Below are 19,530 nucleotides of genomic sequence, written 5' to 3'. Positions count from 1 at the left end.
TTTGGAAACGCACCAAGGTCATGCCCGAATGAGGATGCAGGGCGCTTAGGGTTCCGTTGCCGACAAGGCAGGTCTGGTCCGAGAAGTGCCACCCACGCGGCAAATTCCGTGCGGGCACACGGCGGGCCAAAATCCCGGGAGATTACTGCGCAGGTCTGACCCGCGCCTCATCTCTTGTTCCGCCAGCGGGTCGGCCTCTACGCCATACAAAGGCGGGACGCATGCCAACGGGGAAGACCATGACCAGAACGAAATTCCTGTCCGCCACGGCCCTCAGCTTGGGCGTTCTCGCCGCCTCTCTCTCGCCCGCGATGGCCGAGCAGAAAACCGATTTCAAACTCGCATGGTCGATCTATGCCGGCTGGATGCCCTGGGGCTATCTGGACAGCTCGGGGATCATGGACAAATGGGCCGAGAAATACGGCATCACGGTCGATATCGTTCAGATCAACGACTACGTGGAATCGATCAACCAATACACCGCGGGCGGCTTCGATGGCGTCTCCGCGACGAACATGGACACGCTCTCGATCCCGTCGGGCGGCGGCGTCGACACGACCGCGCTGATCGTCGGCGACTATTCCGACGGCAATGACGCGATCATCTCGAAGAAAGCGACCTCGATCGAGGAGCTGAAGGACACCAAGGTGAACCTCGTCGAGCTGTCGGTTTCGCATTACCTGCTGGCGCGCGCGCTCGATAAAGCCGGGCTGGCCGAGAAGGATCTGGCCGGTGTCGTGAACACCTCCGACGCCGACATGATCGCCGCCTTCGCGACCCCCGAGGTCGAGACCGTCGTGACGTGGAACCCGCTGGTGTCGGAAATCCTCGATTCCAACCCCGATGCGAACAAGCTCTTCGACAGCTCGCAGATCCCGGGCGAGATCCTCGATCTGATGGTGGTGAATACCGAGACGCTCAAGGACAATCCCGATTTCGGCAAGGCCGTGGTCGGCGCCTGGTATGAGGTCATGTCGAAGATGGCCGCAGGCGACGAAGAGGCCCTGACCGCGATGGCCGAGGCTGCCGGCACCGATCTCGAAGGCTACAAGGCGCAGCTCGCCGCGACGGCGATGTTCTACGATCCGGCCAAGGCGGTCGAGCAGGCTTCGAGCGCAGAGATGCCCGAGACCATGACCACGGTCGCGAACTTCCTGTTCGACAAGGGCATCCTTGGTGTCGATGCACCCTCGGCCGATTTCGTGGGCGTCGAATATCCTGACGGCAAAGTCACGGGCGACGAAGCCAATGTGAAGCTGCGCTTCGACACGACCTACATGCAGATGGCGGCCGACGGCGCGCTTTGATCTGACTTGCCCGGCCTTCGGGCCGGGCCCTTTTCCGACAATTGCCGAAAGCGCCCATGCGTTTGCTCAACCGACATCCGACCCGGCCCACCGGCATCCTGCTGGCCGCGCTGCCCTTCGTGGCAGTGCTCATCGCCTATTGGATCGGCTCGGAAATCCGGCTCGCGGCGAACCCGCAAGACAAGCTTCTGCCCGCGCCCGAGACCATCATGAACACCGCCGGGCGGCTCTTCACCGAGCCGAACAAGCGTACCGGCGAAATCCTCCTCTGGGCCGATACTTTCGCGAGCCTGCGGCGTCTGGCCTTCGGGGTCGGCATCGGGGCGCTGATCTCGCTGACGGTCGGGGTGGGGATCGGGTTGCTGCCTTACGTGCGACGCGGATTGTCGAGCTTCGTCGCGGTGCTCTCGATGGTGCCGCCGCTGGCGCTGCTGCCGATCCTCTTCATCGTTTTCGGGTTGGGTGAGACCTCGAAAATCGTGCTGATCGTCATCGGCATCACGCCCTTCCTGATCCGCGATCTCTCGCAGCGGGTGCTCGACATTCCACACGAGGAGATCGTGAAGGCGCAGACGCTGGGCGCCTCCACATGGGTCATCGCGCTGCGTGTGGTGCTGCCGCAAATCCTGCCGCGCCTGATCGCGGCCATCCGCCTGTCACTCGGCGCGGCTTGGCTGTTCCTGATCGCCGCAGAAGCCGTCGCGGCCGAGGTCGGCCTTGGCTACCGCATCTTCCTCGTCCGGCGTTACCTCGCGATGGATATCATCCTGACCTACGTCATCTGGATCACGCTGCTCGCCTTCCTGATCGACTTTGCGCTCAAGACGCTCTCGCGCAAAGCCTTCCCGTGGCTGGGAGGTGGGCTATGAGCTTCGTCACCGTCCGCGATGTCTTCCAGGAATACGACGGTCGTCCGATCATCGAACGCGTCAATCTCGACGTGGCCGAGGGCGAGTTCGTCTCGATCGTCGGCGCATCCGGCTGCGGCAAATCCACCTTCCTGCGGCTTCTGCTGGCCGACGAGACGCCCACGCGCGGGCGCATCACCGTCGATGGCGGCACGCCTGCTCGCGAACCGGGGCGCGAGCGCGGCGTGGTGTTTCAGAAATACTCGGTCTTCCCGCATATGAACGTGCGCGACAACATCGTCGCCGCCGAGAGTTTCCCGAAAGGCTGGGGCTGGTTTCGCGGCGCGAAGCTGCGCGAGGCCCGGGCGCGCGCCGATGAGGTTCTCGAACGGATCGGGCTGGCCCATGTGGCGAAGAACTACCCCTCGACGCTGTCGGGCGGGATGCAGCAACGCCTCGCCATCGGGCAGGCGCTGCACGCACGCCCGCGCATCCTGCTGCTCGACGAGCCCTTCGGCGCGCTCGACCCGGGCACGCGGCTCTCGATGCACGAATTCCTAACGCAGCTGCGCGCCGAGACCAGCATGACCGTCTTCATGGTCACGCATGATCTGGGCGAGGGCTTCAAGCTGGGCGACCGCGTTCTCGTGTTCGACAAGACCCGCTGGGATCCGGATTATCCCGAACGTTACGGCGCGACGATCACCTATGATTTCGACGCCCGCGATCACGGCATTCCGTATCAGCACATCCTCGACAAGATCCCCTCTCTGGCCGCGCAAAGCGACCCTGCACCCGCGCCGGACTGAGATCAAAGTTTCACCGCGCGCGCCGCTGGGCCCCGCGCGCGGGCCGCCGCCAAGGTCCAGACAGCCTGCCCCGATCCGGGGCTTCGATAGATTGGAGACAGAGATGTTCCATGACCTGCCAGGCGGGCGATCGCGCCCGCACCACCCGCAAGCGGCCATCGCGGCGCATGCTCTGCGCGAGCGCCGCCAGCACCACCCGGACCTGACCAAGCTCGCCGGCTGGAAGGCGATGCGCAAAGAGGCGGAACTCCCCGAGGGCCGCTGGGACGAGGAACGCCGCTGGGCGCTGCGCATGGGTCTGACCGGCGCGGACAGCATCGAGGACAAGTCGATCCCGACCTTCGCGCGCGGCGAGCTGCCCCATTACGCGGGCATCAACACTTTCCTGAAGGCGCCCTATGCCGAGGACGTGCTGGAGGTCTCGCACTACGACGCGACCGTGCTGGGCATCCCCTTCGACGGCGGCACCACCTACCGCGCCGGCACCCGCTTCGGACCGCAGGGCGTGCGCAAGATCTCCGCGCTCTACACGCCTTACAACTACGAGATCGGCGTCGACCTGCGCGAGCAGATGACGCTCTGCGATGCGGGCGACGTGTTCACCATCCCGGCGAATATCGAGAAGAGCTTCGACCAGATCAGCCGCGCGGTCAGCCACGTCTTCTCCTCGGGCTCGCTCCCGATCATGATCGGCGGCGACCACTCGATCGGCTTCCCTTGTGTGCGCGGTATCGCGGAATGCACCTCGAAGAAGATCGGCATCGTCCATTTCGACCGCCATGCCGACATTCAGGAAAAAGACCTCGACGAGCGGATGCACACCACGCCGTGGTTCCACTCGACCAACCTGCCCAACGTGCCCGCGAAGAACCTCGTGCAGATCGGCATCGGCGGCTGGCAGGTCCCGCGCGAGGCGGTGAAGGTCGCGCGCGAGCGTGAGACCAACATCATCACCATGGGCGACATGGAGAAGATGGGCATCGACAAGACGATCGAGATGGCGCTGGAGATGGCGTGGGACGGGGTCGACATGGTCTACATGTCCTTCGACATCGACTCCATCGACTGCGGCTTCGTGCCCGGCACCGGCTGGCCCGAACCGGGCGGCTTCCTGCCGCGCGAAGCGCTGGCGCTGGCCTCCGGCATCGCCGCCGAAGGCATCTGCGGGATGGAACTGGTCGAGGTCGCGCCGCCCTACGACGTGTCCGACATCACCGCGCTGATGGGCACGCGGGTGATCGTGGACGTGCTGGGCTCGCTGGTGGCCAATGGCAAACTCGGCGCGCATCGCAAGCATATCGACAAGCCCGTTTCGCTGCCCCATGGCGAATTCGAGGGCAAGCGCTGGTCGAATTCCGAACCGCATAAGGTGGGCTGAGCCATGCCGCACGATCACGCCCCCCACGGGCACCATCACCACCACGATCACGGGCACAGCCACGGGCATTCCCATGACCACGCGCATCACGGGCATGGTCACAACCACGCCCATGGCGAGCATCTGCACAGCCACATGCATCATGAGGACGAGGCGGCGGACCTGCAGGTTCTGGCCACCCAGTTCATCGACGGCTTCATGCAGGCCTCCGACAAGACGAGCTATCTCAAGCTCGCGGGCGTTCCCTTCGAGCGTCCTTCGTCCACGGGGCCGAAATCGCTGAAACTCGTGGATGTGGAGTTGAAGACCGAATGGCAGGTGGGCACCGCCTCGCCCTCCTTCGGTTCGCGCGAACTTTCCTACCTTCCGTTCCCGGGCGAGATGGTCCGCGAACGCACCAACATGTCGCTGATCTACGTGTCGATGGACGAGAAATCCGTCCTCGACATCCGCGACTTCCTGACCCAACGCAAGAAAGAGATCGACCAATGAAGACCAGCTTCGCAACGCTTCTGGGCGCAACGCTCGCCACCCCCGCGCTCGCGCATTCCGGCACGCAATTCCACACGCACGGTGTCGAGCCGATGCTGATTGTCGGCGTCGCCGCCCTCGCGGTCTATGGCATCGTCGAATTCGTCAGATCGCGCCGCTGATTTTTCGAAACGACCTTACAAGGCGCCTCGATGGGCGCCTTGTTCACTCCGGCTCCCCGAGCCCCGCGAGCTTGCGCATATGCCAGGCCAGCGCCTGATTTGAGCTGAGCACCGGCATCCCGAGCTCCGCTTTCAGCTCCGGCAAAATCCGCCGCGTACGCAGGTTGGTGCAGGACAGGAAAATGCCGTCCAGCTTGGCCTGCCCCGCAAGGCTCCGCGCGGCCTCCGCGATCGAGGCCGGATCGATCCGCGCCACCCGCGCCTCCACCTCCTCACCGAAAGACAGCGTCGCGGGCACGGTGATCCCTTCAGCGACGAAGGCCGCCCGCAGAGGCTCCGCGACCGAGGCGACATAGGGCGAGACAATCCCCACCCGCTCCAACCCCAGATCTGAGATCGCCGCCAGCGCGGCGCTCAGCGGATCGGTCACATGCCGCGTGGTGACGCCCGCCATGACATTCGCCCGTACCTCGTCCGGCCCGATCAGCGCCGCGCCAGAGGTGCAGCCATAGCCCACCACATCGAACTTCGCCGCAGGCGGCAGCAGCGCCGCCGCGCCGCTCAAAGCGCGCTCCATCTCGGCGATACTCGACGGTGTCAGATCGTCGCCGGAAAAGACGCGCGTGACATGCATCCGCGCGTCACCCGGCGGGATGTAGCGGTGGAATTCGTCCTCGATGGTCTCGTCCACACGTAGCACGATCAGCCCCATCGTGGGCGCGGCGTCTTCGCGAAGACGATAGGGGAAATCGGCCATCAGCTCAGCTCCGGCAGGGTTTCGGGGGCGCGCGGCGACAGCAGTTCCGCCCCGGTCGCACGCAGGACGATGTTTTCCTCATGGACCAACAGGCGGCGCGGGCCATCCGCAGTCTCGACCCACGCGCCGGGTTCCAGCGTCAGCACCATGCCCTCGCGCAGCTCCGTGTCGTCGCGCGGAGTGAAGGACGGCCATTCCGTCAGCGTGACCCCCAGCCCGTGGCCCAGACGCCCACCGCCCGCCGTGACACCACGCGCCGCCAGCCCTTCGACAAGCAGACGATGCGCATCATGCGCCCGCATCCCGGGCCGTAGCTCCGCCATCACCGCCTCGGTCACCTCCCAGAGCGCGGCATGGGTGCGCCGCACCGTCTCCGACGCCGGACCGACCGAGAAATTACGATCGAAATCGCAGAAATACCCGTCGCGCACCGCGCCGGTATCCAGCATCAGCACATCGCCGGTTTGCAGCGGCTCGGGCCCGGCGGGCGAGATCACATCGTCATAGCCCGACGGCCCCGCCGCCCCGGCGACATAGCTGACCCAGTCGGCCCCCTCCTCCAGAAGCGCCGATTGGAAGGCGCGGAAGATGCCGTCGAGCGGGCGCCCCGGCCCCGCGAATTCCGGCACACGGGCGAAGGCGCGGCCCGCGATGGCGCAGGCCGTGCGGATCTTCTCGATCTCGGCCGCGCTCTTGATTTCGCGCACCCGCTGGATCGCGGCGGTGCCGTCGATGAAGCGCCGCGGCGCGATACGCTCCCCGAGCCGCGCGTAATCCGCCAGCGGCATCCGCAGCTGCGTCTCCAACCCCATCGGCACCCCGATCCGCGCGCTCTCGGGCAGCAGATCGCAGAGCGTCTCGGCAAGCAGGCTCACCCCGTCATCCTCAGGGTCGGGCGCATCCCAAGTGCGAACCTGCGTCATCCATGTGCGGCCCATCAGTTCCGCCCCGATGGAGGGGATCACCGCGACCGGCGCACCGCTGGCCGGAACGATCACGAACCACGGGCGCGCGGGGCTTTCCCAGAACCGGGTCAGGAAGCCCGTGACGTAGAAGATATCCGCAGCCGAGGTCAGGAACAGCGCATCCAGACCCTGTGCGCTCATCTCGGCCTGTAGGCGGCCGACGCGGGCGCGAAACTCCTCCGCCGGGAAGATGAGCGAGCGCTCAGCCATCTTCCGGGCCTTCGCTGAGGATCGCGAGAACTCGCGCCTCCGGTCCCAGCGACAGTCTGGCAAGCAAAGCCGCCAGCCCGGCCCCGCCCGAAGGCGTCGTGGCCAGCCCGTGCGCTGCGAGGACATCCACGCCGGACTGCGCCTCGGCTTCGGTGATCGTGGCGAAGCGATCCGCATCGCGCGACAGCCCGGCCAGCGCCACCATCGAAGGCGTCTTGCAATCGAGCCGCCCCATCGCGGAGACCGGCCCTTCCGTGCTCACCAGATGGCCTGCGCGAATGCTCTCGATCAGCGCAGGCGCCGCATCGGGTTCGACCACGATGATCTCAGGCCCGTCGCCCCAAGCGAGCCGCGCATGGGCGGCCACGGCGGTCGCGAGACCGCCCACCCCGGCCTGCAAAAGAATATGCGTCGGCGGCGCGTCGATCTGCGCGACGGCCTCGGCGGCAAGCTGGGTGTAGCCCTCCATCACCCGCAGCGGCAGATCGACATAGCCCTCCCACGAGCTGTCCGACAGAAGCGTCCAGCCATTCTCCGCGGCGGCTGTCTCGGCGGCCTCCATGCTCGCTTGATACTCCGCGCCAGCCCGCACGACCTCGGCCCCGCGTGCCTCCAACCGTGCGGCGAAGGCGGCGGGCACGGTCTCGGCCAGATAGATGATCGCGCGGGCCCCGAAAATCCGCGCGCCTGCCGCGACCGAGAGACCGTGGTTGCCTGCACTGGCCGCGACATAGGTCTCACCGGAGAGGGCCGTTTGCAGGTCACCACCCTCGGCGCGCGCCGCCGCCTCCCGGGCGATCGCATGGACCGCGCCCAGCGCCTTGAAGCTGCCGAGCCCCATGCGCTCACGCTCGTCCTTGATCCAGACCTCGCTCACCCCGGCAAGCTGCGCAATCTCGGGCGCCGCACGCAGCGGGGTCTCGCGATGTGCCGGACATTGGGCGAGCAGGCTGGCCACGCCCGACGCATCCGCGATGGGCTGGATGCCATCCGGGTCGAGCCCGTCACCGCGCCAGGGATTGTCTATGATGATCGGCATTTCGGCCCCTCGCTGCGATGGAAGCAGGCCCATAAGGCAACGAGACGTCCGCGCACGCAATGACCTTTTCAGAAAGGCCATTGCGCGAAATCGTGAGGCGCGTCAGTCGGCCTCTTTCACCGCCGAGAGGAATTGCTGCGTGCGCTCTTTCTGCGGGTTGCCGAACAGATCCTCGGGGGCGCCCTGCTCTTCGATCTTGCCGTCGAAGAAGAAGCAGACCCGGTCCGAGATGTCCTTCGCGAAGCCCATCTGGTGCGTCACCATCAGCATCGTCAGATTGTGCTTCTCCACCAGCGACCGGATCACGTTGGTCACCTCGCCGATCACCTCCGGGTCGAGCGCGGAGGTCACCTCGTCAAACAGCATCACCTTGGGGCGCATCGCCAGCGCCCGCGCGATTGCGACGCGCTGCTGCTGACCGCCCGAAAGCCGCGAGGGATGCTGGTCGCGCTTGTCGGACATGCCCACGAGCTCCAGCAGTTCCTCGGCCCGTTCGCGCGCCTCGGCCTTCTTCATGCCCAGCACCTGCACCGGGCCTTCCATGCAATTCTCCAGCGCGGTCATATGCGGGAAGAGGTTGAAATGCTGGAAGCACATGCCGATCTGGCTGCGCGCCTTGCGCAGATATTTGCGGTCCGCGGGCACCAGCTTGCCGTTTTTCTCCATATGAGTCAGCGGCTTGCCGTCCACGTAGATCACGCCCTCGTTGATCGTCTCGAGCGTCATCAGCATCCGCAGCACGGTCGTCTTGCCCGAGCCGGAGGGGCCGATGATCGTGACCATTTCCCCCTCGGCCACGTCGAGATCGAGCTGGTCGAGCACCACCAGATCGCCATAGCGCTTGGTGACTTTCAGGAACCGCACCATCGGCACATTGTCGCCCGTCAGTTCGAGCGGATAGTTCGAAAGGTCTTCCATCATTTCAATCCGAGTTTACGCCGCACGCGATCCTCGAAGACGCGGATCAGGGCAGCGGTGGGAAGCGAGATGGCGAGGAAGATGACCCCCACCAGCGTATAGGGTTCGAGATAGCGATAGCTCGACGAGCCGATCGCATTCGCGGTGTGCATCAGTTCGGCCACCCCGATCACCGAGAGCATCGGCGTGTCCTTGAAGATCCCCACGAGGTAATTGCCCATCCCCGCCAGCGCGGGCGGAATGGCCTGCGGGATGACGATGCGCCAATAGGTGTCGCGGGTCGACATGTTCAGCGCGGTGCAGGCCTCCCATTGGCCTTTCGGCACCGCGTCGAGACCGCCGCGATAGACCTCCGACAGATAGGCCGAATAGTGCAGACCGATCGCGATCATGCCCGCCGTCCACGGCCCCAGCTTCAGGCCGAATTGCGGGCCGACGTAATAGACGAAGAAGATTTGCAGGATCAGCGGCGTCGAGCGGATGAACTCGATGAATTCGCGCACGACCTTGGTCAGCACCCAGTAGGGCGTGCGTTGGGCGAGCGCGAAGATCATGCCCAGCACCACCGCGATCGCATAGCCGAAGCCAGCCGCCATCAGCGTGTTGAGCGTCGCATGCAGCAGCTTGGGCAGGATTTCCCAGGTGAATTCCCAATTCCAGTTGAACCCCATGGATCAGGCCCTCCCCAGCTTGCGCCGCATGACCAGCTCCAGCCAGCGCATGAACGGCGTCACGATGAAGCGCGCGAAGACGTAGTAGATGATCAGCGCGGTGCCGAAGGTCTGCGCCGACAGGAAGGTGGAGCCGTTGATCTGCTTCGCTTCGAACATCAGGTCCGACACGGAGATCAGCGCAACCAGCGCGGTGTTCTTCAGCAGTTCGATCAGCAGGTTGCCCCAAGGCGGCAGCATATTGACGAAAGCCTGCGGCAGGATGATCCGCCACATCCGCCTCATCGGGCTCATCGACAGCGCATAGGCCGCCTCCCATTGCCCTTTCGGCACGGATTGGATGCCACCGCGCACCAGCTCGGCGCCGTATGCCCCGAGGTTCATCCCCACCGCGACGAAACCTGCGGTGAATTTCGGCAGCGTCAATCCGAACAGCGGCAGCACGAAGAAGATCCAATACAACTGGACCAGCAGCGAGGTGCCGCGGAAAATTTCGATATAGACGACGGCGATGCCCCGGATCAGCCCGTTGCGCGAGAGCTTCATCAGCCCGGCAACAAGCGCGATGACGATCGCCAGGGCGGACGCCAGGAAGAACTGCCCCGCCGTCACGAGCGTGCCGTCCCAGAAGCGCGGCCCGTATTCTTTCAAAAATTCTATGTAACTCATTCCCGTCCCGCCCCGGCGGTGAATGTCAAAATGGACGGGCCATGCGCTGGCCCGTCCATGTCTTCAGCAGCTGCGCTTAGCGCATCTCGCAGACTTCTGCGGCGGTCTTGTCGCCCGGCAGGTTGCCTTTCGAGTAGCCGTACTCGCCGACCGCTTTCATCATCGCATCCGAACCGAGATACTTCTTCTGGGCTTCATTGAACTTGTCGACGAAGTCCTGATCCGCCTTGCGGAAGCCGATGCCGACCCAGTTCTGGGTCCATTCGGGAAGCTGGCTCACATCCGACACTTCAACCGAACCGTCCGATTGCTTGGCGAGGTTCTGCGCGGTGAAATAGGTCACGCCACCTGCATCCGCACGACCCGCTTTCACGGCGGCGAGGATTTCGGTCGGGCCCGGCACGGTCATGACATTGCTGTCTTCGATTCCGCCCTTGGCTGCGGATTCCACCTGGTTGTAGCCCGCACCCGTCACGAAGGTCGCGCCAGCCTTGGCGACCTGCTCGTAGTTGTTCAGGTCCTTCGGGTTGCCCTTCGGCACGATGAACGCATCGCCCACCTTCGCCATCGGCTCCGAGAACGCGACGTTCTGGCAGCGCGAGTTGAGGATGTAGAGACCGCCGGTGACCATGTCGAAGCGGTTCGCGTTGAGGCCCGGGATCAGCCCGCCCCAATCGGTCACGACGGGGGTGATGTTGTCATAACCCATCTCGTGGAGCACACCCAGAACATAGGCGTTCACGAAGCCCAGCGGCTTGTTGTCTTCGCCCGGATAGGCCCACGGAACTTCGTTCGCAAAGCCGATGCGGATCGGCTCGCCCGAATTGATACGGTCCATCAGGGGTCCGGCCAGTGCGGCGGTGGCGCTCATGGCGAGGCCCATACCGGCAGCGGCGACAGATTTCCAAATCGATTTCATGCGTCTCTCCTGTTGGCTCTTGTTTATGGAAAGCCGAAAGCCTTCCACGCTTGATGTACACAACACCTATGAGATTTCCCGGAGTGTCAAGCCGATCACATTGATTATACTAGGTTGTCATGCAGATATCGTGTGCTCGAAGTGGGCTGCGCGCAAATGTTGTGCACCAATGCTGGAGCTTTGAGGAGGGAAGCGGCGCGCGCCTGCACCTGCGCCGGCCCTCACTGCCGCCTCGCGCGGTTTACGCTGCGCAATGAAACTCCGTATGTGCGGACAAAATCCGCCTTGGGCAGCTGATACGAAGCAGATTGACCTGCGCGCCGCCGCCGCCGATCATGGCCCTCGCGCGAAGAGACAGCAAAACCCTATGCAAGAGACACCCCTGATCCCCCGGCAAACCGACCCGGAGCGGCTGCGCGCCCGCGACCGCTACGACCTGATCCACGACGAAGTTCGCAGCCGCATCTGCCTGCTCGACTACCCGCCCGGCATGCGCCTGTCGGAGACCGCGCTGGCCTCCGAATTCGGCATCTCGCGAACGCCGCTGCGCCGCGTTCTGGCGCGTCTCGAGGATGAAGGGATGCTGCGCTCGATGCATGGGGTCGGCACCTTCGTCACCGATGTCGATTACACCGAACTAGGACAGGTTTTCCGGCTGCGTCGCGAACTCGCGGTGCTGCAGACGACCCTCGATCCGGTGCCGCCCAGCGCCGCGCTGATCGCCCGTTTCGTCACGCTGCAGGAGCGCGGTCGCGCCCTTGCCGACGCGCCCACCGCCCGCGCCTTCTCGGAGCTCGACCGCGACACGTTCCTCGGCCTGCTGGAGCTGACCGCGAATGCGCCGCTCCGGGCGATGTCGGCGGCGCTGTATTTCCGCACGGCCCGGATCTGGCTGCAGCAGGTCACCGCCTCGCAGATCGACCTGATGCAGGAGATCGAGATCTACAATGACGAGCTGCGCGACATCCTGCGCGCCTTGCGGCTCGGCGATCTCGATGCGCTCGGCCATATGCGGCGCGGCCATATCTCCATGAGCTTCGCGCGGATGCCCGTCCTGATCAAAGCGCCCTAGCGGACGACTGGGGCCGCAGCCCCCACGACCGGGTTTACCCCGCGCGCGGCTCTCGAACGCACACGGTTTGTTCAAGGAACTGCGGCGCGGCGGGTCCGTTCGATCACTGAGAGGGATGTGATTGTCTCCGGGGGCGACGCCCGGAGGCGCCGACGAAGGACATGCATTCCATGACCGATCTCACCCACCCTTCCGCCGACCGATCCGCGAAGACCACGCCCGATCCGGACAGCCCGCCGCTGCGCTTTCTCGAAGGGCGCCGGGGCTATCTCCCGATTGGCGATTACGCGGTGATCGGGGACACGCGCACGGCGGCGCTGGTGGCCCGCGACGGCGCGATCGACTGGCTCTGCGGCCCCGATTTCGACGGCGATCCGGTCTTCGGGCGGCTGCTCGACCAGTTTCGCGGCGGGACGTTCTACGTTGGCCCGGTGCCGGATGCAGCTCGCCCAAGCGCGGCGAAACGCGCCTATGAAGACCACGGCCCGATCCTGACCACGACCCACCCGACCGAGGGCGGCCAACTCAAAGTCACCGACTTCATGAACCTCCCGGACTCGCTCGAAGAGGCGGCGAGTTTCGGGCGCTCCGTCGTGCGGCTGATCGAGGCGCAGGAAGGCGCGGCGGAGGTCGAAATCTGCATCGCCCCACGCTGCGATTACGCGCTGAACACCCCCGATTTCATCCGCCGCGGCCCAGGCAGCTGGCAATTCACGCAAGACGGCGACATCGTCCTGATCGACAGCTCCATCGAGTTGGAGATCGAAGGCTCGGGCCGGCTCAACGGGCGTGGCACCCTCGCCGCCGGAGAAGAAGGCTACGTCACCCTCACGATCACCCAAGGCGGCCACGGTCACGTCGGGGGAATGGACGCGGCCCACAAGGCGCTCGCCGCGACCCGCGAGGCATGGCGCAAGCGGCAGTCCAAGACGGATTTCGGCGACGGGCCGTTCTCCGGGGCGCTCAAACGCTCGCTGATGGTGCTGCAGCTGCTGATCCACGCCCCCACCGGCGCCGTGATCGCCGCGCCGACGATGGGCCTGCCGGAGGTGGTCGGCGGTATCCGCAATTACGACTATCGCTATTGCTGGCTGCGCGATGCTTACTTCGTGCTGCATGCCTTTCTCGATCAGGGTCTGACCGGAGAGGCCGACGCCTTCTTCCGCTGGCTGATGGCGGCCACGCGCGAAACGGCGCCAGAGCTGGGCACGCTCTACACGGTGCGGGGCGACAGCGACGTCTCGCTGCACAGGCTGCAGACGGTCGAGGGCTATCGCCGCTCGGCCCCGGTGCAATTTGGCAACGGCGCTGCGACGCAACTGCAACTCGACGCTTACGGCTCGATGATCATGGCCGCGCGCGCCTATGTCGAAGCGGGCGGCGAATTGCATCCCGGCGAGGGTATCCGGCTTGTGAATTTCGCCGATGTCGTGGTCTCGCAATGGACCCGCCCCGATAACGGCATCTGGGAAATGCCCGACCCACGCCGCCATCATACCTATTCCAAGGCGATGTGCTGGGGCGCGCTGAATGCCGTCATCGCGCTGGTCGAACGCGGCGTGATCGATGCCGACACGAAGCTCTGGAAGGCCGAGCGCGCCGCGATCGAGGCGCTGATCCGGGAAGAAGCCTGGAATGAAGCGATCGGCGCCTTCACCGGCGCGATTGGCGAGGACTGGCTCGATGCGAGCGTTCTGCTGATGCCGCGCATCGGGGTGATCGCCGCGGACGATCCGAAGATGGCCGCGACCTACACCGCGATCCGCGAGCGGCTCGGCACGGGCGTCCATCTGCGGCGCTACGACCTGCGGGAAGACGGGCTGCCTGGCGTCGAGGGGTATTTCAACGCCTGCGGCTTCTGGGCGGCGGATTACCTCGTGCGGGCGGGGCGGATCGACGATGCGAAGACCCAGATCGAGGGGATGCTGAAAGCCATGACCGATCTTGGCCTGATGGCGGAGGAACACGACCCGGAGACCGGCGCGCAGTTGGGCAACTTCCCGCAAGGCCTGTCCCACGCGGGGATGATCGCGGCGATCACCGCCTATCGTTCGGCCGTGAAGGGCTGATCGCCTTCACAAAAAGCCGCACGACCCGCATGTGAAAAAAAGGCAGCCCCGATCCCCGGAGCCGCCTTTTTCATGTGTTTCGCCTGATCCCGCCGTTAGGCCGCAAGCGTCTCCGTGGAGGAGAAGAACATCGCTTGGCTGACCGCCGACTGCACTTGGCTTTCGGTGTAGGGCTTGGTGATCAGGAAGGCGGGTTCCGGCCGCTCGCCGGTCAGCAGACGCTCCGGGAAGGCCGTGATGAAGACTACGGGAAGTTCGTTGCCGAACTGTGCGAGAATGTCGTTCACCGCATCGATCCCCGAGGAATTATCCGCCAGCTGAATGTCGGCAAGGATCAGGTCGGGCTTGTCGGTCGAAGCAAGCTCCACCGCTTCGGTCCGGGTCCGGGCGATACCGGTGATCTGGTGCCCCATATCCTCGACGATGGCACGAATATCCATCGCGATGATGGCCTCGTCCTCGATGATCATCACCTTGCCCGCGACGGAGGTTTCCATCTCGCGGATCGCGATGTCGATCAGTTCCTTCGCCTCGTCGGTGTCGACCTGCATGATCGTGCCGATCTCCTCGACGCGGAAACCCTCGATCGAGTGCAGCAGAAGCGCCTCGCGCGTGTTCGGCGTCAGCGTCGACATGTGATCCTGCGCGCGTGCCGACAGCCGGTTGTCCGGCTCGCCCAGCGGTGCGCCCGCGGAGGCCCAGACCAGATGGAAGGCGTGGAACAATGCGAGCTTCGGATCGTTATTCTCGAAAGGCGAAGTGTCTTCGAGGATAGCCTCGAGCGTAGCCGCGGCGTATCTGTCGCCGCTGTCCTGGCTGCCGGTAAGGGCTCGGGCGTAGCGCCGCAGATACGGCAGGTTGGCTCCGATGGTGCCGGCGATGTCTTCGGACATGAAAACCCCCTTTTGCGTTTTTTCGGGAACCAAACTCTCTGGCCCCGCGTTCGGTTCCGTGCAAAATGAGTGGGATCGAAACCGGATGTATAGTGATATGGCAGACGAAAAGCCTAAGTCCAGTATCAGGGACCAGATCAATCAAAACCTGAAGAAGGTTTATGAGGAGGCGCTTCAGGAAGAAGTGCCAGATCGGTTCAAAGACTTGCTGGCGCAACTCAAGGCGAAGGAGGGCGAAAAATGACTTCGTCCTCCAAAGCCAACTCGTCTACCGAAGCCCGCGATCCGCGTGAGGAACTGCCCGATCATCTCGGGGCCCTGCGCGCCTTCGCCCTGTCGCTGACCCGGAATTCGGCCTCTGCCGACGACCTCGTGCAGGACACGATCGTCAAGGCATGGTCGAATATCGAGAAATTCGAGCGCGGCACGAACCTGCGTGCGTGGCTCTTCACGATCCTGCGCAATACCTTCTACTCGGACCGCCGAAAGCGTAAGCGCGAGGTTGCAGACCCCGAGGGTATCCACGCGGCTTCGCTCTACGAGAAACCTGCGCATGACGGACGTCTCGCGATGAACGATTTCGTCGTGGCCTTCGATCAGCTCAGCCCCGAACACCGCGAGGTTCTGACCCTCGTCGGCGCATCGGGCTTCTCCTACGAAGAAGCCGCCGGAATGATGGGCGTCGCAGTCGGGACGGTGAAAAGTCGTGCCAACCGAGCCCGCGCCCGGCTTGCGGAGATGCTCGGGCTGGAAGAAGGTGAAGACATTCTGTCCGGCTCGGATCGAAATTCGCTGGCCGTGATGGGCAAATCCGGAGTTGCCGCCGCATGAATTCGGAAGCCGCGAAAGCGGCAGACGACGAGCACTACAGTGACCACGCCCCGTTTCAAGCTCGGAAACGGGGCGTCATTCCCTTTTTTGACGGGCTTGGCGTGCGTCTGGCCTTCATGCTGGCGGTCGCGCTCTTCCCCCTTCTGATCATCGCCGTGCTGCAATCGACCTCGGTCGTTCGCGAAGCGCAGGCGCGCTCCGAGGCTGCCCTGATGGGCGAGACGATGCGCGCCGTCGCAGGCGAGACGCGGGTGATCCAGCACGCGCAGGATGCAGCCCGCGTCCTTGCCAGCACCGTCCAACCGCTCGTCGGTAGTGACGAGGCCTGCTCGAACTGGATGCGGCAAATCTCGGGCGCTTTCCCCGAGTTCTCGCTGGTCGCCTTCATTCCCGACAGCGGCAAGATGAGCTGCTCGAACTCGGGCAAGAGTTACGATTTCAAAGGTCAGGACATCTTCGAGAGGATGATGACCGCGGATCGCACCAGCTTCTACGTCAATCGCGATGCGCCGGTGTCGGGCACCTCGGTGCTGGGCGTGGCCCATCCCGTCTACAACGCGGCCGGCGATCATATCGGGATCATCGCGATCTCGATGAGCCACTCCTCGCTTTCGCTGGCGAAGGACGGACCGAAGCTCGCCGATGACCGGCCGCTGGTGATCATGACCTTCGACCGGGAGGGCACGATCCTGACCTCCTCGGACGGGCTGGCGAACACGCAGTCGCACCTGCCCGTCGACCGCTCGCTGAAACTGCTGGCGGGCAATGGCGCGGTGACCTTTTCGGGAGATTCCAACCGCGGCATAGAGCGGGTCTACTCCGTCGTCGAACTCGTCCCCGACCAACTCTACGCACTCGGCAGCTGGCCCGCACAGGCGGCCTCCGCGCTGAGCCCCTTCGCCGATATCTCGCCGGTGCTGTTCCCCGCGCTGATGTGGATGGCGAGCCTGCTGGTCGCCTATTTCGCGATGCAGAAACTGGTCATCGGCCATGTCCGCAAACTGTCGAGCGCGATCACCAGCTTCGCCACCGGCAGCCGGATCGTGGGCAATCTCAACCTCTCGACCGCCCCCTCGGAAATCCGCGACCTCGCCGAAGCCTATGACCGGATGACCGAGACCATCCTGCATGACGAGGCCGAACTCGAAGACATGGTGCACCACAAGGAAGTGCTGCTCCGCGAGGTCCACCACCGGGTGAAGAACAACCTCCAGCTCATCGCCTCGATCATCAACATGCAGATGCGGCAGGCGCGCACGCCCGAAGCCAAGGGGCTGATGAAATCGCTGCAGGAGCGGGTCATCTCGCTCGCGACGATCCACCGCGGCCTCTACCAGACCTCCGGGCTCACCGATATCCGCGCGCAGGAGCTGCTGCCCGATATCGTGCGCCAGATCACCCGTCTCGCGACTGGGCCGGGCCGCCATGTCTCGGTCGACTGCCATATCGACGACATTCACCTGACGCCCGATCAGGCCGTGCCGCTCTCGCTTCTACTGACCGAAGCTATGACCAACGCGATGAAATACGCCTCCGCCCGCGATGGCGAACCGAAACTCGATATCTCGCTTACCAAGCTCGAAGGGATGCAGGCGCGTCTCAGCGTGCGCAACACCGTCGATAAGGACGCCCCGCCGCTGGAGGCTGTGGACGGCACCGGGCTGGGATCGCAACTGGTCAACGCCTTCGTGCAACAGCTCTCCGGCACGATCGAGATCGAGACCACAGACGACGAGTACCTGCTCAATGCGGACTTCACATTGCGCCCCCTGGTCGAGAGCGAATTGCGTCACGAAGAGCGCTTGAAATCTCGGAAACACGAAACAGTTTCTGAAGAGAGCAATTGAGTGAGATACCTGCCGCGGCGACCTCTGGTCACCTTCGCGGCCGTTCAGAAAAAACGAGCCGCATGGAACGTCTTAAACAAGCCGGAGTTCACGCCGAGAGCCGCGTAAGACTGCTTTTGACAGCAGCCGAGGCTTACCCTGTGCTCGAGGATGCTTTCCTCGACTCGCGTCATTCTATCCACGCCTCCTTCCGCGTCTTCGACCTCAACACGAAGCTGAAATCGGATCGCGGGCGCGCCATCGGCGCGACCTGGTTCGACCTGATCATCCACCTGCTGAAACGTGGCGTGGCGATGCAGATCGACCTGACCGACTTCGACCCCTGCGCCAAGCCCGAGCTGCACCGCATGACGTGGTCGTCGATCCGCATGTTCTGCGCCGCGCGCGAACTGGCCGGGCCGAACGCCAATCTGCGGCTGCGCGCACTGATGCACCCGGCGCAATCGGGCATCCTGCCGCGCACGATCTTCTGGCCCTATGTCTATTACAAGCTCGGCAACCACGCGAGCTGGCTCAACGGGATGGACGAGGCCAAGCGGCTGACGGCGATGCGCGACATGCCGGGGCTGCGGGAATATCTCAAGGCCGGATCGGACAAGAAAATTCACCGCAAGTTCCGCGGCGCGCCGCCGAAACTGTTCCCGGCGACGCATCACCAGAAGCTTGCCGTGTTCGACGACAAGAAGCTCTATATCGGCGGGCTGGATCTCGACAATCGCCGCTTCGACACGCCCGTGCACGAGCGCGACGGCGAGATGACTTGGCACGATGTGCAGCTGATGATGACCGGCCCCGTGGTCGCCGAGGCGAAGGCCCATCTGGAGACGTTCCACGAAAGCTGCGCCGGCGACAAACTCGCAAAACCGCCGCGCCGCCTGCTCCGCACGATTTCGCAGCGGCGCAAATTCGCGACCTTCCGGATCGGGCCGAAGCTCTATCGGACCGAGATCGAGAACGCGCATGAGATGCTGATCGCGCGCGCGCAGAAGCTGATCTATCTCGAAAGCCAGTTCTTCCGCTCGCGCAACCTCGCAAATCATCTGGCCCGCGCCGCGCGCGAGAACCCCAATCTCAACCTGATCCTGATGCTGCCCGCCGTGCCCGAGACGCTGATGCTGGCCGACCGCCCGACCAGCGACGTGCGCTATGGCGAGTATCTTCAGGTCCGCGCGCTGGATACGATCCGGGAAGCCTTCGGCAGCCGCCTGTTCATCGGCTGCCCGGCGGAGCCGCGCCTCGCCGCTCCCGACGATGACGGGGCGATGCGCACCGGTGGCGCGCCGCTGATCTACGTCCATGCGAAAGTCTCGATCTTCGACGAGGACGCGGCGCTGATCACCTCCGCGAACCTCAACGGCCGGTCGCTGCACTGGGACAGCGAGGCGGGCGTCTATCTACGCCGCAACGACGGCATCCCGGCCATGCGCCGTCGCCTGATGCGCCATTGGCTGCCGCCCGCGCCGGAAGAGGCGTTCTTCGACCCGACGCGCGCGGTCTCGGCCTGGACCGAACTCGCACGCGAGAACGGCACCAAAGCCCCCGAGGACCGGGAAGGCTTCGTGCTCCCCTACGACATGGAAGCCGCGCGCAAAATTGCGCGCAAGCTGCCATTCATTCCCGAAGAGATGGTCTGATCCGCACTGGCGGATCGCGGGCCACGTCGCCTCATCTGGGG

The 19,530-nt window shown here is 64.5% G+C and carries 20 protein-coding genes and 1 riboswitch; of the genes, 12 read left to right on the top strand and 8 right to left on the bottom strand.

Going from position 1 to position 19,530, the window contains the following annotated elements:
* Positions 1–34 precede the first annotated feature (34 nt).
* A riboswitch (guanidine-I (ykkC/yxkD leader) is annotated at positions 35–143 on the top strand.
* A gap of 96 nt (positions 144–239) precedes the next feature.
* From BMI88_RS19260 to BMI88_RS19655, 6 genes are all read left to right on the top strand, one after another.
* Positions 240–1,307: a putative urea ABC transporter substrate-binding protein gene (locus BMI88_RS19260; RefSeq protein ID WP_078551099.1), complete on the top strand. Its 1,068-nt coding sequence runs from the start codon at positions 240–242 to the stop codon at positions 1,305–1,307.
* Positions 1,308–1,363: 56 nt separating this feature from the next.
* A complete protein-coding gene (locus BMI88_RS19255; RefSeq protein WP_078522763.1) occupies positions 1,364–2,176 on the top strand; it encodes an ABC transporter permease subunit in 813 nt (270 codons plus the stop codon).
* A complete protein-coding gene (locus BMI88_RS19250) occupies positions 2,173–2,964 on the top strand; it encodes an ABC transporter ATP-binding protein (RefSeq protein ID WP_078551098.1) in 792 nt (263 codons plus the stop codon). Before BMI88_RS19255 ends, BMI88_RS19250 begins: the two co-directional genes overlap by 4 nt.
* A 103-nt stretch (positions 2,965–3,067) precedes the next feature.
* On the top strand, positions 3,068–4,342 hold the full coding sequence (locus tag BMI88_RS19245) for an agmatinase family protein (protein WP_146673635.1): 1,275 nt from the start codon (positions 3,068–3,070) through the stop codon (positions 4,340–4,342).
* 3 nt (positions 4,343–4,345) lie between these two features.
* Positions 4,346–4,834 (top strand): hypothetical protein, encoded by a 489-nt coding sequence (locus tag BMI88_RS19240; RefSeq protein ID WP_078551097.1) that lies wholly within the window; start codon positions 4,346–4,348, stop codon positions 4,832–4,834.
* The gene (locus tag BMI88_RS19655; protein WP_146673634.1) at positions 4,831–4,995 is read left to right on the top strand and encodes a peptidase M23; all 165 of its coding nucleotides are present in this window, start codon (positions 4,831–4,833) and stop codon (positions 4,993–4,995) included. The genes BMI88_RS19240 and BMI88_RS19655 overlap by 4 nt, the downstream gene beginning before the upstream one ends.
* A gap of 43 nt (positions 4,996–5,038) precedes the next feature.
* Here BMI88_RS19655 and BMI88_RS19235 read toward each other — a convergent pair whose 3' ends face one another.
* The 7 genes from BMI88_RS19235 to ehuB form a co-directional block, all read right to left on the bottom strand.
* Positions 5,039–5,752: an aspartate/glutamate racemase family protein gene (locus tag BMI88_RS19235; protein WP_078551096.1), complete on the bottom strand. Its 714-nt coding sequence runs from the start codon at positions 5,750–5,752 to the stop codon at positions 5,039–5,041.
* Positions 5,752–6,927 (bottom strand): Xaa-Pro peptidase family protein, encoded by a 1,176-nt coding sequence (locus BMI88_RS19230; RefSeq protein ID WP_078551095.1) that lies wholly within the window; start codon positions 6,925–6,927, stop codon positions 5,752–5,754. Before BMI88_RS19230 ends, BMI88_RS19235 begins: the two co-directional genes overlap by 1 nt.
* A complete protein-coding gene (locus BMI88_RS19225) occupies positions 6,920–7,966 on the bottom strand; it encodes a pyridoxal-phosphate dependent enzyme (protein ID WP_078551094.1) in 1,047 nt (348 codons plus the stop codon). Before BMI88_RS19225 ends, BMI88_RS19230 begins: the two co-directional genes overlap by 8 nt.
* 102 nt (positions 7,967–8,068) lie before the next feature.
* The gene (gene ehuA, locus BMI88_RS19220) at positions 8,069–8,884 is read right to left on the bottom strand and encodes an ectoine/hydroxyectoine ABC transporter ATP-binding protein EhuA (RefSeq protein WP_078522757.1); all 816 of its coding nucleotides are present in this window, start codon (positions 8,882–8,884) and stop codon (positions 8,069–8,071) included.
* Positions 8,884–9,555: an ectoine/hydroxyectoine ABC transporter permease subunit EhuD gene (gene ehuD / locus BMI88_RS19215; protein ID WP_078551093.1), complete on the bottom strand. Its 672-nt coding sequence runs from the start codon at positions 9,553–9,555 to the stop codon at positions 8,884–8,886. The genes ehuA and ehuD overlap by 1 nt, the downstream gene beginning before the upstream one ends.
* Positions 9,556–9,558: 3 nt before the next feature.
* Positions 9,559–10,224 carry an ectoine/hydroxyectoine ABC transporter permease subunit EhuC gene (ehuC, locus tag BMI88_RS19210; protein WP_078551092.1) on the bottom strand — a complete coding sequence of 222 codons (666 nt, stop codon included), beginning with the start codon at positions 10,222–10,224 and terminating at the stop codon, positions 9,559–9,561.
* Between the two features lie 76 nt (positions 10,225–10,300).
* Positions 10,301–11,143: an ectoine/hydroxyectoine ABC transporter substrate-binding protein EhuB gene (gene ehuB / locus BMI88_RS19205; protein WP_078551091.1), complete on the bottom strand. Its 843-nt coding sequence runs from the start codon at positions 11,141–11,143 to the stop codon at positions 10,301–10,303.
* A gap of 367 nt (positions 11,144–11,510) precedes the next feature.
* On the opposite strand from ehuB, the gene BMI88_RS19200 reads away from it, so the two are divergent.
* Both BMI88_RS19200 and BMI88_RS19195 read left to right on the top strand, forming a co-directional pair.
* Positions 11,511–12,215, top strand: a complete 705-nt coding sequence (locus tag BMI88_RS19200; RefSeq protein WP_078551090.1) for a GntR family transcriptional regulator — start codon at positions 11,511–11,513, stop codon at positions 12,213–12,215.
* Between the two features lie 170 nt (positions 12,216–12,385).
* Positions 12,386–14,284 (top strand): glycoside hydrolase family 15 protein, encoded by a 1,899-nt coding sequence (locus BMI88_RS19195; protein WP_168174022.1) that lies wholly within the window; start codon positions 12,386–12,388, stop codon positions 14,282–14,284.
* Between the two features lie 95 nt (positions 14,285–14,379).
* Here the strand turns inward: BMI88_RS19195 and BMI88_RS19190 are convergent, their stop codons facing one another.
* Positions 14,380–15,177, bottom strand: coding sequence for a response regulator (locus tag BMI88_RS19190; RefSeq protein WP_078551088.1), 798 nt, complete (start codon positions 15,175–15,177; stop codon positions 14,380–14,382).
* Between the two features lie 97 nt (positions 15,178–15,274).
* On the opposite strand from BMI88_RS19190, the gene BMI88_RS19185 reads away from it, so the two are divergent.
* The 4 genes from BMI88_RS19185 (at position 15,275) to BMI88_RS19170 (ending at position 19,489) form a co-directional block, all read left to right on the top strand.
* Positions 15,275–15,421 carry a NepR family anti-sigma factor gene (locus BMI88_RS19185; protein WP_078522790.1) on the top strand — a complete coding sequence of 49 codons (147 nt, stop codon included), beginning with the start codon at positions 15,275–15,277 and terminating at the stop codon, positions 15,419–15,421.
* Positions 15,418–16,008, top strand: coding sequence for an RNA polymerase sigma factor (locus BMI88_RS19180; protein WP_078522749.1), 591 nt, complete (start codon positions 15,418–15,420; stop codon positions 16,006–16,008). The genes BMI88_RS19185 and BMI88_RS19180 overlap by 4 nt, the downstream gene beginning before the upstream one ends.
* Positions 16,005–17,855 carry a histidine kinase dimerization/phosphoacceptor domain -containing protein gene (locus BMI88_RS19175; RefSeq protein ID WP_078522748.1) on the top strand — a complete coding sequence of 617 codons (1,851 nt, stop codon included), beginning with the start codon at positions 16,005–16,007 and terminating at the stop codon, positions 17,853–17,855. Before BMI88_RS19180 ends, BMI88_RS19175 begins: the two co-directional genes overlap by 4 nt.
* A gap of 62 nt (positions 17,856–17,917) precedes the next feature.
* Positions 17,918–19,489, top strand: coding sequence for a phospholipase D-like domain-containing protein (locus BMI88_RS19170; protein WP_078551087.1), 1,572 nt, complete (start codon positions 17,918–17,920; stop codon positions 19,487–19,489).
* Positions 19,490–19,530 lie beyond the last annotated feature (41 nt).

It is taken from the genome of Thioclava sp. F36-6 (assembly GCF_002020305.1).
Taxonomy (GTDB): Bacteria; Pseudomonadota; Alphaproteobacteria; order Rhodobacterales; family Rhodobacteraceae; genus Thioclava; species Thioclava sediminum.
This window is presented reverse-complemented; position numbering and strand designations above follow the sequence as displayed.

Bases quoted from the DNA above. Each gene is read 5' to 3' on its own strand.
- BMI88_RS19240 (WP_078551097.1), top strand. From the start codon at position 4,346: ATGCCGCACGATCACGCCCCCCACGGGCACCATCACCACCACGATCAC.
- BMI88_RS19185 (WP_078522790.1), top strand. From the start codon at position 15,275: ATGGCAGACGAAAAGCCTAAGTCCAGTATCAGGGACCAGATCAATCAA.
- BMI88_RS19180 (WP_078522749.1), top strand. From the start codon at position 15,418: ATGACTTCGTCCTCCAAAGCCAACTCGTCTACCGAAGCCCGCGATCCG.
- ehuD (WP_078551093.1), bottom strand. From the start codon at position 9,555: ATGGGGTTCAACTGGAATTGGGAATTCACCTGGGAAATCCTGCCCAAG.
- BMI88_RS19200 (WP_078551090.1), top strand. From the start codon at position 11,511: ATGCAAGAGACACCCCTGATCCCCCGGCAAACCGACCCGGAGCGGCTG.
- ehuC (WP_078551092.1), bottom strand. From the start codon at position 10,224: ATGAGTTACATAGAATTTTTGAAAGAATACGGGCCGCGCTTCTGGGAC.
- BMI88_RS19190 (WP_078551088.1), bottom strand. From the start codon at position 15,177: ATGTCCGAAGACATCGCCGGCACCATCGGAGCCAACCTGCCGTATCTG.
- BMI88_RS19170 (WP_078551087.1), top strand. From the start codon at position 17,918: ATGGAACGTCTTAAACAAGCCGGAGTTCACGCCGAGAGCCGCGTAAGA.
- BMI88_RS19225 (WP_078551094.1), bottom strand. From the start codon at position 7,966: ATGCCGATCATCATAGACAATCCCTGGCGCGGTGACGGGCTCGACCCG.
- BMI88_RS19235 (WP_078551096.1), bottom strand. From the start codon at position 5,752: ATGGCCGATTTCCCCTATCGTCTTCGCGAAGACGCCGCGCCCACGATG.
- ehuB (WP_078551091.1), bottom strand. From the start codon at position 11,143: ATGAAATCGATTTGGAAATCTGTCGCCGCTGCCGGTATGGGCCTCGCC.
- BMI88_RS19245 (WP_146673635.1), top strand. From the start codon at position 3,068: ATGTTCCATGACCTGCCAGGCGGGCGATCGCGCCCGCACCACCCGCAA.
- BMI88_RS19195 (WP_168174022.1), top strand. From the start codon at position 12,386: ATGACCGATCTCACCCACCCTTCCGCCGACCGATCCGCGAAGACCACG.
- BMI88_RS19175 (WP_078522748.1), top strand. From the start codon at position 16,005: ATGAATTCGGAAGCCGCGAAAGCGGCAGACGACGAGCACTACAGTGAC.
- BMI88_RS19230 (WP_078551095.1), bottom strand. From the start codon at position 6,927: ATGGCTGAGCGCTCGCTCATCTTCCCGGCGGAGGAGTTTCGCGCCCGC.
- BMI88_RS19260 (WP_078551099.1), top strand. From the start codon at position 240: ATGACCAGAACGAAATTCCTGTCCGCCACGGCCCTCAGCTTGGGCGTT.
- BMI88_RS19655 (WP_146673634.1), top strand. From the start codon at position 4,831: ATGAAGACCAGCTTCGCAACGCTTCTGGGCGCAACGCTCGCCACCCCC.
- BMI88_RS19250 (WP_078551098.1), top strand. From the start codon at position 2,173: ATGAGCTTCGTCACCGTCCGCGATGTCTTCCAGGAATACGACGGTCGT.
- ehuA (WP_078522757.1), bottom strand. From the start codon at position 8,884: ATGGAAGACCTTTCGAACTATCCGCTCGAACTGACGGGCGACAATGTG.
- BMI88_RS19255 (WP_078522763.1), top strand. From the start codon at position 1,364: ATGCGTTTGCTCAACCGACATCCGACCCGGCCCACCGGCATCCTGCTG.